The 15,418-nt window shown below is 68.2% G+C and carries 15 protein-coding genes; 5 read left to right on the top strand and 10 right to left on the bottom strand.

Features of this window, described 5'->3' with window-relative positions:
• Positions 1-291 precede the first annotated feature (291 nt).
• Positions 292-948, top strand: a complete 657-nt coding sequence (locus AB0H88_RS39400; protein ID WP_357653670.1) for a class I SAM-dependent methyltransferase — start codon at positions 292-294, stop codon at positions 946-948.
• 30 nt (positions 949-978) lie between these two features.
• Here the strand turns inward: AB0H88_RS39400 and AB0H88_RS39395 are convergent, their stop codons facing one another.
• The 4 genes from AB0H88_RS39395 to AB0H88_RS39380 all read right to left on the bottom strand — a co-directional run bounded on the left by AB0H88_RS39395 (position 979) and on the right by AB0H88_RS39380 (position 2,882).
• The gene (locus AB0H88_RS39395; protein WP_357653669.1) at positions 979-1,416 is read right to left on the bottom strand and encodes an Rv3654c family TadE-like protein; all 438 of its coding nucleotides are present in this window, start codon (positions 1,414-1,416) and stop codon (positions 979-981) included.
• Entirely contained in the window at positions 1,413-1,880 is a 468-nt protein-coding gene (locus AB0H88_RS39390; protein WP_357653668.1) for a TadE family type IV pilus minor pilin, read from the bottom strand. The genes AB0H88_RS39395 and AB0H88_RS39390 overlap by 4 nt, the downstream gene beginning before the upstream one ends.
• Complete coding sequence (locus tag AB0H88_RS39385; protein ID WP_357653667.1) at positions 1,877-2,188, bottom strand: DUF4244 domain-containing protein; 312 nt, start codon at positions 2,186-2,188, stop codon at positions 1,877-1,879. Before AB0H88_RS39385 ends, AB0H88_RS39390 begins: the two co-directional genes overlap by 4 nt.
• A 190-nt stretch (positions 2,189-2,378) precedes the next feature.
• Positions 2,379-2,882 carry a MarR family winged helix-turn-helix transcriptional regulator gene (locus AB0H88_RS39380; RefSeq protein ID WP_357653666.1) on the bottom strand — a complete coding sequence of 168 codons (504 nt, stop codon included), beginning with the start codon at positions 2,880-2,882 and terminating at the stop codon, positions 2,379-2,381.
• Positions 2,883-2,932: 50 nt separating this feature from the next.
• On the opposite strand from AB0H88_RS39380, the gene AB0H88_RS39375 reads away from it, so the two are divergent.
• Positions 2,933-3,319 carry a tautomerase family protein gene (locus AB0H88_RS39375; RefSeq protein WP_357653665.1) on the top strand — a complete coding sequence of 129 codons (387 nt, stop codon included), beginning with the start codon at positions 2,933-2,935 and terminating at the stop codon, positions 3,317-3,319.
• Between the two features lie 388 nt (positions 3,320-3,707).
• Here AB0H88_RS39375 and AB0H88_RS39370 read toward each other — a convergent pair whose 3' ends face one another.
• Entirely contained in the window at positions 3,708-4,796 is a 1,089-nt protein-coding gene (locus AB0H88_RS39370; protein WP_357653664.1) for an FAD-dependent monooxygenase, read from the bottom strand.
• Here AB0H88_RS39370 and AB0H88_RS39365 point away from each other — a divergent pair.
• Positions 4,795-5,370 (top strand): TetR family transcriptional regulator, encoded by a 576-nt coding sequence (locus tag AB0H88_RS39365; RefSeq protein ID WP_357653663.1) that lies wholly within the window; start codon positions 4,795-4,797, stop codon positions 5,368-5,370. The two genes, AB0H88_RS39370 and AB0H88_RS39365, sit on opposite strands and share 2 nt — an antisense overlap.
• Before the next feature lie 428 nt (positions 5,371-5,798).
• On the opposite strand, the gene AB0H88_RS39360 is transcribed toward AB0H88_RS39365, so the two are convergent.
• From AB0H88_RS39360 to AB0H88_RS39340, 5 genes are all read right to left on the bottom strand, one after another.
• Entirely contained in the window at positions 5,799-6,383 is a 585-nt protein-coding gene (locus AB0H88_RS39360; RefSeq protein ID WP_357653662.1) for a type II secretion system F family protein, read from the bottom strand.
• A gap of 431 nt (positions 6,384-6,814) precedes the next feature.
• Positions 6,815-7,525: a type II secretion system F family protein gene (locus AB0H88_RS39355; protein WP_357653661.1), complete on the bottom strand. Its 711-nt coding sequence runs from the start codon at positions 7,523-7,525 to the stop codon at positions 6,815-6,817.
• Between the two features lie 145 nt (positions 7,526-7,670).
• Positions 7,671-8,831 carry a TadA family conjugal transfer-associated ATPase gene (locus AB0H88_RS39350; RefSeq protein ID WP_357653660.1) on the bottom strand — a complete coding sequence of 387 codons (1,161 nt, stop codon included), beginning with the start codon at positions 8,829-8,831 and terminating at the stop codon, positions 7,671-7,673.
• A 154-nt stretch (positions 8,832-8,985) separates the two neighbouring features.
• Positions 8,986-10,026 (bottom strand): septum site-determining protein Ssd, encoded by a 1,041-nt coding sequence (gene ssd / locus AB0H88_RS39345; protein ID WP_357653659.1) that lies wholly within the window; start codon positions 10,024-10,026, stop codon positions 8,986-8,988.
• Positions 10,027-10,829: 803 nt separating this feature from the next.
• Positions 10,830-11,561 carry an oxidoreductase gene (locus AB0H88_RS39340; protein ID WP_357653658.1) on the bottom strand — a complete coding sequence of 244 codons (732 nt, stop codon included), beginning with the start codon at positions 11,559-11,561 and terminating at the stop codon, positions 10,830-10,832.
• A gap of 227 nt (positions 11,562-11,788) precedes the next feature.
• On the opposite strand from AB0H88_RS39340, the gene acs reads away from it, so the two are divergent.
• A complete protein-coding gene (gene acs / locus AB0H88_RS39335; protein WP_357653657.1) occupies positions 11,789-13,762 on the top strand; it encodes an acetate--CoA ligase in 1,974 nt (657 codons plus the stop codon).
• 442 nt (positions 13,763-14,204) lie between these two features.
• Positions 14,205-15,413 (top strand): Na+/H+ antiporter NhaA, encoded by a 1,209-nt coding sequence (gene nhaA, locus AB0H88_RS39330; RefSeq protein WP_357653656.1) that lies wholly within the window; start codon positions 14,205-14,207, stop codon positions 15,411-15,413.
• The last annotated feature ends 5 nt before the right edge of the window (positions 15,414-15,418 follow it).

The following is a 15,418-nucleotide window of genomic DNA, read 5'->3' as shown; positions in this document are numbered from 1 at the left end:
AGGACACCAGCACGCTTGATCAAGAAGTAGTCAACTACGAAGAGATGGGGACCTCTACATGGCCACCAGCGGCGACACGCACTTGGCCGTTGACACCCAGCCCGCAGACTCACCGCGCAGGTCGGGACCTGGAGGCGATGACCCAGAACTTGCCCTCAGCGCCAGCGTGTCGTCAGGCCGACCGATCGATCTACACTCCGAATCGTGACTGCTCCATCCCAGCGTGGTGGTTCCTTCTATGACTCACCCAAGATCTCCCAGAGGTATCGCGACCATCGTCACAGTGGGGCAATGAGCCCAAACCACGTCATGGAGGAGCCAGCGCTGCTGGATGTCCTTGGCACGGTCACCGGTCTGCGGGTTTTGGATCTCGGCTGCGGGGATGCGGCCATCGGGCGGACTCTGCTGGAGGCCGGCTGCCGTGGCTACCTGGGCCTGGATGGCTCGGCGGCCATGGTGGAGGCGGCCAGCGCGACCCTTCGAGGCACCTCTGGGCGGGTTGAGCGGGCAGACATGGAGGACTTTTCTGCTCCGCCGTCTTCGTTCGATCTGATCATTTCTCGTCTGGCCCTGCACTACGTCGAGGATCTGGCGTCGGTGCTGACGGCTTGCCAGGCATGCCTTTCGCCTGGTGGGCGGATCGTTCTTTCGGTTGTCCATCCCGTTCTCAGCTCATATGACGCCGCGACGGGGGAGCCACGCACAAACTGGATCGTCGATGACTACTTCCTCAAGGGGCCACGGCGGCGGAACTGGTTGGGCGGCAGTGTCATCTGGTTTCACCGGACCGTTGAGGATTATGTAAATGCGCTGATGAACGCCGGATTTGCACTGTCGGCGCTGCGTGAGTGCGCCCCTCGGGAAGAGCGGTTCGACGGCGACTTGGCCGAGTTGGCGCGCCGCCGCCGGGTGCCGCTCTTCCTGTTGCTCAGTGGTACGAGGATCTGACCGGCCAGGAGGAACGGCCGGACAAGGACTTCACCTCGTGTACGCACCGGGGGCGTGCTCCGCCGAGGCCGCGTACCCGCTTGGGCCGGCGCGGGCCCTGCCGGTCAGGGTTCGTGTTCCTAAGGCGGGCAGGGTGATGGTCAGTGAGGTTCGGACGTCCGCGATTTCACCTATGAGTGTGCATTGGAGGAGGTGGGCGCCGTTTCTCGCGGCTACGGTCCTCGCTCTGTCGCAGGCTGCTCGGGGGTCGAGGATCGCCAGCCTCGCCGCCGCAAGTGCGCTCAGGTCGGCTGCGTCGTGTACGTGATGGCGAGCGACGCGTACGGAGCCCACGGTGGCGAGGGCCGTGGCGACCGCCATGAGCAGGCCCATGAACGCGACGCCCCACAATGTCGCGGAGCCCCGGTCTGCTCGCTTGACGAACGTTGCCGCTCGATGCTTCTTCGCCGAAGTGTGCCAGCGCGTCATGATTCCGTGTCGGCCGTCGCGGAGGCGACTACTTGTACGGCGGGCAGGGACGCTCCCCATGCTGGTCGTACCTCCACCGAGATCTTTACTTGTGTGCTCTCCGGACTGCGGCTGATGTCTACCTGTGCGTTGGGGCGGGTGGCGGAGCGTACGAGTTCACGTACTTCATCTAGAGGCTCGCCTCTGGCTGCGGCACGGGCTGCCGCGCGGGCCGCGTCGACGCATTCCAGCTGGACCCCGGCTACTTGGATCGCCCACAATGCGGCGGCCAAGACGACCATGAGCGCGGGCAGGACCATAGCGGTCTCGGCGGTCACGGAGCCGCGCGACGTCGGCTGACGCTTCACCCGTGATGTCGCCCGTTTACGACGCGCCAGGGATCGCTTCACGTGTGAGGCCGACCGCCTCAGACGTGATGTCGGCCGCTTCACGCGCTTGGAGGTCGCAGCTTGGTGCGGGGTCATCCGGCTGTCTTGAGCGCCTTGTCGATGAGTTTCGAGAGCATCTCTTGCACCTCGGGGCTGTTGACCACCTTGAACAGCAGCGCCGCGAAGGCGCATGCGGCGATCGTGCCTACGGCATATTCGGCTGTGGACATGCCTCGCTCGCGGTGTGGTCCTGAACAACGGGCCCACCTGTCGGCGAGCCAGCCATGGTGGCGGACGGCTGGGCTGGCCGCTTTGGCGGTCGGCGGGTCTTGTGGCGGTGTGGTGATCGGCGGGTCTTGTGGCGGTGTGGCGGCGACGGTCGGGGTGGTTGCCGCATGGCGCATGGTGCCTCCAGGTGATCGGAGCCGGGTGTCGTCCGGCGTGGGTCCAACAGTGGCTCAAGGCTGCATGCGGCAGATGACCCGAACACCGTTCTGTGGAAAACATTGGACGATCCACAATCAGTGAGCCGACCCGGGGGTTTACGGACACGCTGTCCGTCTTGGCGGCAGTTGGTCTTCCGTCAGCGCGGCCTTACGAGCCGGGTGCGCCTTTCTGGAGGGACTGCATCCGCTTGCCCAACGCGGTCTCGTAGGCACGCATCGTCCGCACGATCGTGGCGCGTTCGGCCGGCGTGAGGTCGGCCAGGACCTCAGCCCACGCCAGCGCGCTGCCCGACAGCCACTCGCGGATCGGCTCGACGTACTGCGGTGCGATTGCAACGACCCGCCGTCGCCGGTCGGCATCATCCTCTTCCCGCGTCAGGACGCCGCGGCGAGACAGGTCACCCACCATGAGGCTGACGGTCGTCGGAGCGATCTCCAGCCGCTCCGCGAGCTGGCTCACCGTGAGAGAACCGTCGTACTGCAGGTAGGCCAGCAGCGACAGGTGGCGGGGCGCGAGGTCGAGCATCCGCAGCGCCTGTGGGACGGGCAGCCGCTTGGCTCGCCCGACCATTTTGGGCATCAGCAGCAGCATGGACCGCACCGCCTGGTCGGTGGTCATGCCGTCCGCGTTCTTGACCATCTGGTACTTCACCAATTACCTTTGATGTTAAAGCTAATTTGGGAACAAACAGGAGGCCAATAGTGCCACATCTGACGGTCCGAACCCTGGAGTCGCAGCTGCAAGGCAACGAAACGGCCCTCATCGCCGCGCTGACCGACGCGGTGGTCGACGTCTACGGCGAGTGGGCGCGCGACGTCGCGGTCATCTACCTCGACGGCGTACCCGCCGGACGCTGGGGCCTGCGGGGCGAGCCGGCCGACGAGGCGCCACCCGCGATCATGTTCGGCATCCGCGAGGCGGCGTTCACCCGTCCCGACAGCGACGAGCTCATCGCCAAGCTTGTACGAACCGTCACCGATGCCGTCGCCGACGTCCTCGGAGCGCACTTGCGCGACACCATCACGATCGAGTTCGTCGCCACCCCGGCCGGCCGCACTGCGGTTGGAGGTGTGATCGTCAACAGCTAGCCCCTGTTCTCCGCATGTGAGTGATCTTCAGCGGAGGTCTCATGAGTCGATGCCGAGGAGGTCCAGGAGGTGGGATTGGAGCCCAACGGGCTGCGGGATGGCCGATGGTGACTGACCGGTCCCAAGATCTAACGGATGCCAGCCGACCGGCGCGTCCAGAACGAGCCGGCCGGTGGAGATAGCAGCCTGACCGGCATACAAGCCCTCCGACCGGCATACAAGCCGTCGACCTTGGTGACGCCTCGCGCGGCCGGCGCTTGGCGGACCTGGCGTTCGATCAGGCAGAAGATGAGCAGGGCAGGCAGAGGCCGCTGCAGAGATCGTGGACATGCCTGTCCCATACTGGATGGACCCTGGCCGCACTGTCGTCTGCCTTGTTATGGCGACGTCATGAGGCGGCAGGTTGCGAGCCCGCCGGGGTAGCTTGCCCTCCGAACATTGTCGCGGCTTGCTGGCCTTTCACCTGGTTCTCCGTGACATAAGGCCGCAGTTCCGCCTCGTATGAGGCGAAGGCGGTCGTGGAGTCGCCGTCCGCCTCAGCCAGGCTGCGGGCGAGTGTCCATGCTCCGATCAGTGCCTGCGAGGTGCCCATGCCGCTGGTGGGCGCGGCGCAGTAGCCCGCGTCGCCGACCAGCGTGACCCGGCCGTGGGACCAGCGGTCCAGGTGGACCTGGCAGGAGGAGCCGAAGTAGAAGTCGTCGGCTTCGCTCATCGCCTCCAGCAGCCGGGGCGCTTCCCAGTCGTACCCGGCGAAGGCGGCCCGCACGGCCTGTTCCTGCTCCTGGCGGTCGCTGCGGTCCAGAGCGGGGGAGTCGGTGGCGAAGGAAAGGCTGACCGTGAGAGGGGCTGCCGCGTCGAGGCTGAACAGGTAGATCGCCGTGTTCGGGGTTGGCTGGAGCAGTCCGCTGCGGTCGAGGCCGAGGTAGTTGGGGGTACTGAAGCCGACTCCGGAAAGGCCTAGGTGCCGCAGCGCGTCCGCGTGCGGGCCGAAGGTCAGCAGTCGCACCTTGGAGTAGACGCCGTCGGCACCGATCACGAGGTCGAAGTCGCGGGTGGTGCCGCGTTCGAACTCGACCGTGACGCCGGACTCGTGTTGAGTCAGCGCGCTGATGGAGTCGTCGAACACGTACGCCACGTCGTCCGCGGTGATGCGGTGCAGGATCCGGGTCAGTTCCTGCTTGGGCACCTCCAGCTCACCGGCGAATGCCTCTGCGGGCAGCTGCCTGATCTCGGCGCCGTTTTTGTCCACCAGCGTGGTGCCGCGCATCTTCGTGTCGTGCGCCCGGACCTCGGCGAGGATGCCCATCTCCTCCAGCACGCCGAGGGCCTGGCCGCGGAAGTCCACCGCGTAGCCGCTGTCGCGCAGGCGCGGGGCGCGTTCGATCACGGTCACGTCGTACCCGTCGCGGTGCAGGAAGTACGCGAGGGCGGGCCCTGCCACGCTGGCGCCCGAGATCAGAACCGTCGTCTTGGTCATGGAGATGACCGTAATCGCGTCTTGTCCATTTGGTCAAACCAAATGGATAGACCGTTTGGTTAAGTTTTTCGGTATGCTGCGCCGCATGGGAAACCGAGAGGATCTGCTGGCCGGAGCCAAGCGGTGCCTAATCGAACGCGGCTGGGCTCGCACGACCGTCCGGGATATCGCCTCGGCCGCTGGAGTGAGTCACGCCGCCATCGGCTACCACTTCGGCTCCAAAGATGCCCTGCTCACCCAAGCCCTGGTGCAAGCGGTCGACGAACTCGGCGACGAACTCGCCCGTCGCGCCCCGTCCGACAAGCCGGAACAGCGCTGGCAGACGCTGATCGACAGCTTCACCACTCATCGGGCGTTGTGGGTGGCCCAACTCGAGGCCGCGGTGCAAGCCGAGCGATCACCGGAGGTACGTGAACATCTCGCCAAAGGACAACGCCAGGGACGAGAAGGGCTCGGCGGTTCCGTACCGCTCGCGTTGCTGACCGGTCTGATGCTGCAGTGGCTGGTGGATCCGGACCACGCGCCCAGCGGAGCAGATGTGATCACCGAGCTCCGATCACTCCGTCACCTGTGACGCCCACCGGTGAACCGCAGGGGATCTCCAACCCCCTGAAGATCCGAACTCCATACAGGCCCCCTAGGTCGTCGGTCGGGTCAGGGCGTCGATGAGGGTGGCGGCGAACCCGCCGGGCTGGGACCAGTAGCCGGTGTGGTCGCCCGGGAAATCGGTCACGGGTCTCCCCCAGCGGTCGGCCAGGGCAAGGCTGGGACGGTAGGGAAAGTGCTGGCGGGAGTCCCGGCCACCGGCCAGCACGATCCGCTCCGGATGGGCGTCCAGGGTCGCAGATCGGGACGGTAGCCGGGCGCCTGCCGTACTTCGTGATCAAGGAAGAAGCCGATATTGGCTGACAAGCGGCGGATCAGTTCAGGGTCGAAAGGAGCCGGTCGCTGGAGCGTCCAGGCCGATGCCGGTCATGAACATCCGCATCGCCGAGGCAGGTGTTAGGGGACGGTGATGGCGGTGGCGAGGCCGGCGACGACGGGGATGATGCCGAGGAGGACGAAGGCAGGAAGGAAGCAGAGGCCGAGGGGTGCTACCGCCTTCACGCCGACGCTCCTGGCTGCGGCCACAGACGTGGCGCGGGTGGATTGACGGGCGTCGTCGGCCAGGCGCGTCAGGACGCCGGCCACTGGGGCGCCGGTCTGAGCCGCTCTGCTCATCGCTCTCGACAGTTGTGCCGTGGCGGGTTCTTGGGTGAGGAAGGCCCAGGTGGGGTCGGGGTCGGCGCCCAGTCGGAGTTGGCGGCTGACCCACGACAGGCGTTGGCCGAGCGGGCCGGCCAGCGCGCCTGCCGCTGTCTCGGTGGCTGCGCTGACCGGCTGCCCGGCGAGGAGGCAGGCTGCCATCAGATCAGCGGCGAACGGCAGGTCGGTGGTGATCTGTTTGCTGTCTCGGCGAATTTCCGGGTCGTCTTGCCTGTGCAGGACCACGCCGACGATGGGGGCGACGAGCAGGGCGGCTATCAGTCCGGCTCCTCCACCGACGAGTAGGGCGGTGACGAGGGCAGCCCCAAGGGCTCCGACCATCGTGCGGCGGTTGATGCGGCGAGGTGAGGTCGCGGGGCGATCGAGCCAGGTCGGTGGGGCGAATGTGTCGGCATCCGGGTCTGTGGAGACTGAGTTCGGGAGTCGGTGTGTTCCGGGCGGGTGTAGGGGTTTGGCCGCACCCGTCCGGAGTGGGGTAGCGGCTCCTGGTGGTAGCAGGCGGGTCAGGCGTTCGGCTGGAGTTGTCGGGGAGATCCACAGCCAGGTTGCCACGCAGGCACAGACTGCGGAGAGCAGCTCGTACATCGTCTGGGGTCCGTTCCGGTCGTCGGTTGCACCACACGATCACCTGAAGGAGCGGCGCGATCGCCCGAGGGAGCGGGGTGATCGCCCAAGGGAGCGGGGTGATCGCCCGAGGGAGCGGGGTGATCGCCCGAGGGAGACCCGAGCGGGCGGCGGTGAAGCGGGCGTCGCTATGAGTTTTCGGCGCGGGTTGCCATCTGGTGGGTCCACCACAGGCCGCAGGCGTCGAGGGCGATTCCGGCCGCGAGGCAGGCGAGCCCGGAGAGGTTGCCGAAGAGGAAGGCGAGCGGGCGCATGCCCAGCGCGCTTCCCATGAGGAGGCCCAGGGCAGGGAGCGCGGCCAGCATTCTCGCGGTGGTGCGCGGGCCTGCCAGTTGTGCCGTGACGTCCCGGCGGTGGGCTTGGGCTGAACGTAACGTGCTGCCGACGCGTTCGACGAGAGCTGCCAGGCCCGCGCCCACGGTCACGCTGACGTTCCAGCAGGCGGCCAGGCGGCGCAGTCCCTCGCCGCCCTGCTGTGGGGCCACGGACAGGAGGGCTGTGGACACGTCGCCGCCATCTCTTGCCGCCGCCACCACCGGGCGCAGTGCTTCCGGGTCGGGGAAGTCGACTGCGCTGATCGCTCTGGTGAGGGCTTCGCCTGGGGTACGGCCTGCGGTCAGCTCGGCTGAGAGGGCTTGGCAGAGTTCGATCGATGCCTGACGCCAGGCGTCGGCGCGGCGGGCTGGGCTGGGGCGGGTGATCAGGTGCTTTATGGATCGCTGATGGAATGGCGGGCGGATTGAGGTCAGCCTGTCGAGGCGGGCTGTGGCGGTGTTCGGGCCGGTCCACAGCCATACGGCGACTGCTGTGGACAATGCGGCCACCAAGGCTGCGATCACGGCTTTGGACTCCGTTCGCTCGTCGCGGGCCTTCTCGGGCAAAGCTCACCGGAGGAGGCACAGGCGGATGGGTGGGTGGGTGGACGGACGGCGGGTGGACGGACGGCGGGTGAGCGGCGGGTGGGCGGGGTTCGGACTAGTGGGGTCACCGAGGCGTTCTCCGCGCCAGGGTGGTGTATCCCGGGCCGGTTCGTGGCTGGCCGTGCGCGTCGAAGGTCAGGGCGGGCAAGGATTCGACGAAGCCGGTCGAAGTTCTCGACAGGAGGCAGATCTCCGATACGCGACGGCGGCCGTCGGAGCGGCTGCGGGTCAAGTGGATGACCACGTCCAGGGCGGCGGCGAGTTGGCTGTGCACGGCCTCCCTGCTCAAGCCTGCCGCGCAGCCCAGTGCCTCCAGCCTGGGTGGTACGTCGGCGGCCGCGTTGGCGTGCAGGGTGCCGCAGCCGCCCTCGTGGCCGGTGTTCAGGGCGGCCAGCAGGTCCACCACTTCTGCGCCCCTGACCTCTCCGACCACGACTCGGTCGGGACGCATGCGCAGGGCCTGGCGTACCAGGTCTCGTAGGCCGACACCGCCGGCGCCTTCGAGATTTGGCGGGCGGGACTCCAGGCGTACGACGTGAGGGTGGAGCGGGCGGAGCTCGGCCGAGTCTTCAACGAGCAGCAGGCGTTCGCCCGGGTCGGCCAGGGACAGCAGGGCGGACAGAAGCGTTGTCTTGCCTGTGCCGGTCCCACCTGTGACCAGGAACGCCAGCCTGGCCGTCACGATGGCCGTCAGCAGCGACACCGCCGACGGTGGGATCGTGCCCGCCGCCACCAGGTCGGGCAGCGTGAATGTATGTCTGGGTGGCAGGCGCAGCGACAAGCAGGTGCCGCCTGAGGCGATCGGTGGGAGCACGGCGTGCAGGCGTACGCCTCCGGCCAGCCTGGCGTCCACGTACGGCGAGGCGTCGTCCAGGCGTCTGCCCGCGGCGGCTGCCAGGCGTTGGGCCAGCCTGCGGACGGCGCCGTCGTCGGCGAACGTCACCGGGGTTCTGCGCAAACCGTGGCCGTCGTCGACCCATACCTCGCGCGAGCCGTTGACCAGGACGTCGGTGACGTCGGGCGCCGCCAGGAGGGGCTCCAGGGGGCCGGCTCCTATGAGGTCCGCGCAGAGAGATCGGGCTACGGCGAGGATCTCCGCGTCGCCGTATACGGATTTTTCGGCTCTTAGGGCTACTGCCACCTGGGCGGCGCTTGGCTCGACGCCGGTTCGGGCCAGCCGTACGCGGACGGCCTCGATCAGCTCGGGCGACACGCCTGGATTCATGTGGTCACCTCTGCGGACGCCACCGCGCTCCTCATTAGGGACGGCTGAGGGCCATGGACAGCGGACGCCACCGCGCTCCTCGTTAGGCACGGCTGGGGACCGTGCGCCGCGGGCGTGTCAGGGCGCAGGGGGCGCTGACGGTTCGGCTGGCTGGTCACGAAGGGAGTAGGTCGCGTAGGAGGGAGGTGCAGAGGCCGCCGAGGACGGTGCGGGGGCCGAGTTTGGGGAGTTCGCCGCGATTGAGGGTGGTGGGGAGGCGGGGTTGGTCGGGTAGGTGGCCGGCGGAGGGGATGCCGAGGGAGCTTGCCACCACCTTGTCGTCGAGGACGCCCGGACGGATCACCGCGCGGATGTCCGAGGTGTGCCGGTTTACCGCTGTGAGGACCTGAGCGGCCGCCAGTACGCCGCGTACGTCGGCCGTGGCCACGAGCAGCGTGCCGCTCGCCCTGGTCAGTGCCTCGATGGCGGCGGGGTCGAGGTGGCGTGGGAGGTCGACGACCACCACGTCGAAGCCGCGGCGTCCGGCTTCCAGCACCGAGCGCATGGCCTGCGCGGGAATCGCCTGTATCTCGCCGCGGTGGAAGGACAGGACCGTCAGGTCACCGAACGCGGGCAGCGCGGCCCGCAGGGCTGCCGAGCCGACCCGGCCTTCGCGGGCCACCAGGTCTCCCCAGCGCGCGCCGGTGGCCTCCTCCTGCCCCAGCAACGCGTCGATGCCGCCGCCCAGCGGGTCGGCGTCGATCAGCAATGTGCGCAGGCGGTCGCCGGAGGCACGCAGGGCCAGGCAGGCCGCCAGGACGCTCGCTCCCACCCCGCCCCGGCCGCCGATGACGCAGAGCACGACGCCGCAGCGGGGATCGGGCTCCATCGCGTCGGCGAACTCCTCCACCAGGCGCCGCTCTCCTCCCGGCAGGTCGACGACGGCCTGGGCGCCCACGGCCACACATCGGCGCCAGCTGTCAGGGTCTTCAGGGTCGCGGGTGACCAGGAGCACGCCGTCTCGGGTTGGTGGTGAGGTGGCGGCCACCGCGTCGGCCAGGTCGCCGCCTATCACCACCAGGGGCGCGAGGTTCCAGTAAGGGCGCGCGTGTGCGGGGGCGTGGGCCACGTCGAGCTGGGCTCCGGCTGCGGCGGCCACGCGGACGAGGTCATCGAGCAGGTCACGATCTTCGGTGATGACCAGTGGGCGGTGCATGAGGAGCCTCCTGATCTGGGGTCGGGAGGTACACCATGCGTCGCGAGGGTGGGGCGGTGGGCCACCGAACGTGGTTCTGTGGATGAGGGGGCTGGGGTGGGGAGTCCCTGTGGATAACACAAGCGCCCGAGGGACGGCGCGCGGAGGGACCCAGCCGGAAACGGGCCCGGGTAGAAAAGGGGCGACCCCCGCCGGGGGGGAGAGCGGGGGTCGCCTTGATCGGTCCGGCTCCGGGGGGGTAGAGCCGGTCCCGTTTCAGAAGAAAGCTTTCATCACTTGACCGGAGCATGGCAAGAGACTGGCAAACCAAACCCGTGCACAGTCGCCCCACTTTCCGGGGATACCCCCGTATGCTGCCCGATCGACTCGAGTTTCGTCGAGGAGCAATCTCGCATTTTCGCCAAGTTTTTTTCGTGCCCCCATAACGATCACATAAAGCAGATCACTCTGCGTGATCGTCACAGGTTGATAACCGTAACAAAACCCACGACCCACCGAAATCTTCACCCCCGGAGGGCCCCGCACGGGTAAAGGTCTTGGTTCTGGGGGTTCCCATCAGGGCGGATCCGTCGTAGAAAGGGGACACGGACCACTTGTCCGGGTGCGTCAACCAGGCACCCACGCGCGACCAGCCGCGGGAGGCGCGTCGTGACGGGCTTGTCCCGCTCCGACGAATAGAGGTGCACGCTTGGTAACCCGGTGTGACGTATCGGCAGACGGCGTCTCATGACTGAGACGCCGTCAGCTATGTCAGACCTCGCACGCCGCGCAGACCAGCGCCACGCAGACCAGCGCCACGCAGGTCAGCCCCTCTGCAGGGCCTCGCAGATCGCGGTCGTCTCGCGTACGCCAAGGGTGACCGCGGCGGCACAATGTCGTACCCACTCCGCCACCCCGTCGGGTGACCCCGTCAGGTAGGCCCGCAGGCCATCGGCATAGGGCAGCTCCAGATGCCCCACCTCGACGGCCACCAGCGACTTCGGGTCGAGCCCGTACTCCACCAGCGTGAGCCGTTCGGCCGAGCGCGCGACGACGCCGTCGGCCGTACCGAAAGGCCGCAGCACGGCCAGCTCCGCGTGGACGACGGCGGCCAGCACGAGCGCGGGGGCCTTCGTGGGCGCTTCGAGTAGCCCGAACAGGCTCTCCAGACGCGCCGCCAGTTCCTGGTCCTGGGTGCGCGGGCGGCCGAGTGCGTCAGTGAGGCCGGCCGCGGCGACCGTGTGCAGGCGGGCCAGCACCTGGCGGGGGGCCTTGCGCCAGGTGGCGCCCAACCGGCCCAGCTCCGCCGAGGCTCGCAGGGCGCCCTGGACGACGGGGTCCTCGATCGAGCCCTGTCGCAGTTCGTCCAGGGGTACGTCGACGCCCTCGATGGCCGCCGACGCCCGTGCCCCGCGCAGGGACGACTCGGCCGAGACCGCCGGGCTCGCGCGGCGCAGGACGCGATGGCGGTAGAGCCCGTCGACGGCCTGCCTGGCCTCCTCCACCGCCTCAGGAACGCCGGGAAGTGCCGCGATGACAGCCAGTGGATCACTCACGGCATTCCACCCTAGCGGGGGACCCAATAAACCCACCCATTGGCCCGTTCCATATTGGTGTGGTGCCAAAATGACAACAGTTCAATAGCAGTTGTTAGTCCCGTTGATAACTGGATCACCCATGCGGCGCCACATGTACAGACCTGTCTAGACCTCTTGTGTGCGGAGCACGTGAGCTGGTGGAGTGGGACACGACCTGTCCGATCTGGTCCTTGAAGGAGTACGAGGTGGCCCCGGAAACCCCTGGCAACGAGCCCCAGGCGTTGTCGAACCTGCTGCAGGAGAACCGCCGGTTCGCACCGCCGGCCGACCTGGCGGCTGCGGCGAACGTGACCTCCGCCGCGTACGCCGAGGCGTCGGCCGACCCGCTCGCGTTCTGGGAGAGTGCGGCTGACCGCCTGACCTGGGCCAAGCGGTGGGAGACCACGCTTGAGTGGAACGCGCCGTTCGCCAAATGGTTCGTCGGCGGCGAGCTGAACGTCGCCTACAACTGCGTGGATCGCCACGTCGAAGAGGGTCGCGGCGACAAGGTCGCCTACCACTGGGAGGGTGAGCCGGACGGCGACACCCGCACCCTGACGTACAACGACCTGAAGTCCGAGGTCAGCAAGGCCGCCAACGCCCTGCTGGAGCTCGGCGTGCGCAAGGGCGACCGGGTCGCCGTCTACATGCCGATGATCCCCGAGCTGCCGATCGCGATGCTGGCCTGTGCCAGGATCGGCGCGGTGCACTCGGTGGTGTTCGGCGGGTTCTCGGCGACCGCGCTGAAGAGCCGCATCGACGACGCCGACGCCAAGGTGGTCATCACGGCCGACGGCGGCTACCGCCGCGGCGCCCCCTCGGCGCTCAAGCCGACCGTGGACGAGGCCGTCGCCGAGTGTCCGCAGGTCGAGCACGTCCTGGTCGTACGGCGTACCGGCCAGGACGTGGCGACGAACGACAAGGACGTGTGGTGGCACGACCTGGTCGAGCGGCAGAGCGACCAGCACACCGCCGAGCCGCACGACGCCGAGGACCCCCTGTACATCCTGTACACCAGCGGCACCACCGGCCGGCCCAAGGGCATCCTGCACACCTCAGGCGGATACCTGACCCAGACGGCCTGGACGCACCACGCGGTCTTCGACCTCAAGCCGGAGACCGACATCTACTGGTGCACCGCCGACATCGGCTGGGTGACGGGACACTCCTACATCGTGTACGGCCCGCTCGCCAACGGCGCTACCAGCGTCATCTACGAGGGCACTCCGGACACCCCGCATCGGGGCCGGTTCTGGGAGATCGTGCAGAAGTACAAGATCACGATCCTCTACACCGCCCCGACGGCGATCCGGACGTTCATGAAGTGGGGCGATGACATCCCCGCCAAGTACGACATGTCCAGCCTGCGCATCCTCGGTTCGGTCGGCGAACCCATCAACCCCGAGGCGTACGTCTGGTACCGCGAGCACATAGGCGACAACCGCTGCCCGGTCGTCGACACCTGGTGGCAGACCGAGACCGGCGCCATCATGATCAGCCCGCTGCCGGGCGTCACCAGTGGCAAGCCGGGCGCCGCGATGCGTCCGCTGCCGGGCATCAGCGCCGACGTGGTCGACGACCAGGGCAACAGCGTGCCCGACGGGGGCGGCGGCTTCCTCGTCGTACGCGAGCCGTGGCCGGCCATGCTCCGGACGATCTGGGGCGACGACCAGCGCTACATCGAGACGTACTGGAGCCGGTTCGAGGGCATGTACTTCCCCGGCGACGGCGCCAAGAAGGACTCGGACGGCGACCTGTGGCTGCTCGGCCGCGTCGACGACGTCATGCTCGTATCGGGCCACAACATCTCCACGACGGAGGTGGAGAGCGCGCTGGTGAGCCACCCGAAGGTCGCCGAGGCGGCCGTCGTGGGCGCGACCGACCCCGTGACCGGGCAGGCCATCGTGTCGTTCGTGATCCTGCGCGGTGCCGCGGAGGAGGGTGCGGACATCGCCTCTGAGCTGCGTAACCACGTGGCCAAGGCGCTGGGGCCCATCGCCAAGCCGCGCCAGATCCTGGTGGTTCCGGAGCTGCCCAAGACCCGCTCGGGGAAGATCATGCGACGGCTGCTCCGGGACGTCGCGGAGAACCGCAGCGTGGGCGATGTCACGACGCTGGCCGACAGCACCGTGATGGACCTCATCTCGGAGAAACTTCCGTCGGCGAAGAGCGAGGACTGACAGGCGGCACGAAAAGCGACACCCGTTCCTTTTCAGCACGGCGCCTTTAGGCTGCCCGCCGTACGTGGCGGGCGGCCTCGGGGGGAATGGTGGCCGACTCGACGCCACCCGCCATACGTGGCGGGCGGCCTCGGGGGGAATGATGGCCGACTCGACGCCACCCGCCGTACGTGGCGGGTGGCCTCCAGGGGAACGGCCATAAAAGCGAAGGCGGCTCCTTTACGGCACAGCCGACCTGACGCCACCCGCCGTACGTGGCGGGTGGCCTCCAGGGGAACGGCCGCTGAGCCCGCACGGGGTCGGCCACCGTGACGTGCGCGTTCTTGGCCGGTTACCGGGCTGGCTTGGCCGGTAACCGGGTTAGGGTGGATATCGGTGTGCCGGGAAGTCGGGTCGGCGTCACGGGGAAGCGATCCTCGCGACAGCCTCCAGAGGAGACCCCGTGCGCCCAACCACCGAGATGTGGCCTTTCCAACCCACCGTCCGCTACGCCCGTACCGTGGCCGAGGCGTTGCGTGCCGAGACGATCGGCGGCATCATCATGCTGGCGGCCACGATCGCCGCCCTGATCTGGGCGAACGTCGCACATGAGGGCTACACCGCGCTCCAGCACACCGCGCTCGGCCCGATGGAGCTCTACGAGTGGGCGCAGCACGGCCTCCTGGCGATTTTCTTCTTCGTGGCCGGGCTGGAGGTCAAGGAGGAGTTCGTCCACGGGGAGCTGGCCAACCTGCGCAAGGCCGCCCTGCCCATCGTCGCCGCCCTCTGCGGCATGGTCGTGCCCGCGCTCGTGTACCTCGCGGTGAGCTGGGGAGCGCCGGGCGCGGCGCGTGGCTGGGCGATTCCCACCGCCACCGACATCGCCTTCGCGCTCGCCGTGCTGGCCGTGACCGCGAGCTCCATGCCCCCGGCGCTGCGGGCGTTCCTGCTGACCAGCGCGGTCGTCGACGACCTCGGCGCCATCACCATCATCGCCGCCTTCTACACCGCCCATCTGAACCTCCTCATGCTGCTGGCCGGCGCCGCCCTGATCGCCGTCTACTGGATCCTGCAGCGCTCGGGCGCCGGGCGGCTGTGGATGTACCTGCCGCTGGCCGTGGGCGCCTGGTACGCGGTGGAGGTCAGTGGCGTACACGCGACCGTGGCGGGAGTGGCGCTCGGCCTGCTCACCCGCGTGACGACGCGCGAGCACGAGACCCGCTCCCCGGCGGAGGCCGCCGACCACTATCTCCGCCCCATCTCCGCGGGCTTTGCGGTGCCGGTCTTCGCGTTCCTGTCGGCGGGGGTGAAGCTCGACGGCTCCAGCATCGGCGGTATCTTCTCCGATCGGGTAGTTCTGGGAGTGATAGCCGGGCTCGTGATCGGGAAGTTTGTGGGTGTGTTCGGCGGTGCCTGGCTGTCTGTACGGCTTGGCCTGGCGAAACTGTCCAAAGAGCTCCACTGGCGGGACATGGCGGCGGTGTCGCTGTTGGCCGGGATCGGGTTCACGGTGTCGCTGCTGATCGGCCATCTGGCTTTCGGCGCCGACCAGGAGCGGGTCGACTCCGTGACGACCGGGATCCTCGTTGCCAGCCTCACGGCGTCCGTCCTGGCGGCACTACTGCTTCACGTACGGATGCGCAAGCGGCGCATCGCGCTGGATGATGTTTGACACGG

Origin of the sequence: Nonomuraea sp. NPDC050680 (assembly GCF_040654555.1) — a bacterium.
In the GTDB taxonomy this organism is placed as follows: domain Bacteria; phylum Actinomycetota; class Actinomycetes; order Streptosporangiales; family Streptosporangiaceae; genus Nonomuraea.
Note: the sequence above shows the minus strand (reverse complement) of the source record. Positions and strands in the feature narration are given on the sequence as shown.

What these genes read in the sequence shown, in the direction of transcription:
- AB0H88_RS39385 (WP_357653667.1), bottom strand. Translation starts at nt 2,188, where the DNA reads ATGCGCCATGCGGCAACCACCCCGACCGTCGCCGCCACACCGCCACAA.
- AB0H88_RS39350 (WP_357653660.1), bottom strand. Translation starts at nt 8,831, where the DNA reads ATGAATCCAGGCGTGTCGCCCGAGCTGATCGAGGCCGTCCGCGTACGG.
- AB0H88_RS39370 (WP_357653664.1), bottom strand. Translation starts at nt 4,796, where the DNA reads ATGACCAAGACGACGGTTCTGATCTCGGGCGCCAGCGTGGCAGGGCCC.
- AB0H88_RS39395 (WP_357653669.1), bottom strand. Translation starts at nt 1,416, where the DNA reads ATGACGCGCTGGCACACTTCGGCGAAGAAGCATCGAGCGGCAACGTTC.
- AB0H88_RS39360 (WP_357653662.1), bottom strand. Translation starts at nt 6,383, where the DNA reads ATGGTCGGAGCCCTTGGGGCTGCCCTCGTCACCGCCCTACTCGTCGGT.
- AB0H88_RS39365 (WP_357653663.1), top strand. Translation starts at nt 4,795, where the DNA reads ATGGAGATGACCGTAATCGCGTCTTGTCCATTTGGTCAAACCAAATGG.
- AB0H88_RS39390 (WP_357653668.1), bottom strand. Translation starts at nt 1,880, where the DNA reads ATGACCCCGCACCAAGCTGCGACCTCCAAGCGCGTGAAGCGGCCGACA.
- AB0H88_RS39400 (WP_357653670.1), top strand. Translation starts at nt 292, where the DNA reads ATGAGCCCAAACCACGTCATGGAGGAGCCAGCGCTGCTGGATGTCCTT.
- ssd (WP_357653659.1), bottom strand. Translation starts at nt 10,026, where the DNA reads ATGCACCGCCCACTGGTCATCACCGAAGATCGTGACCTGCTCGATGAC.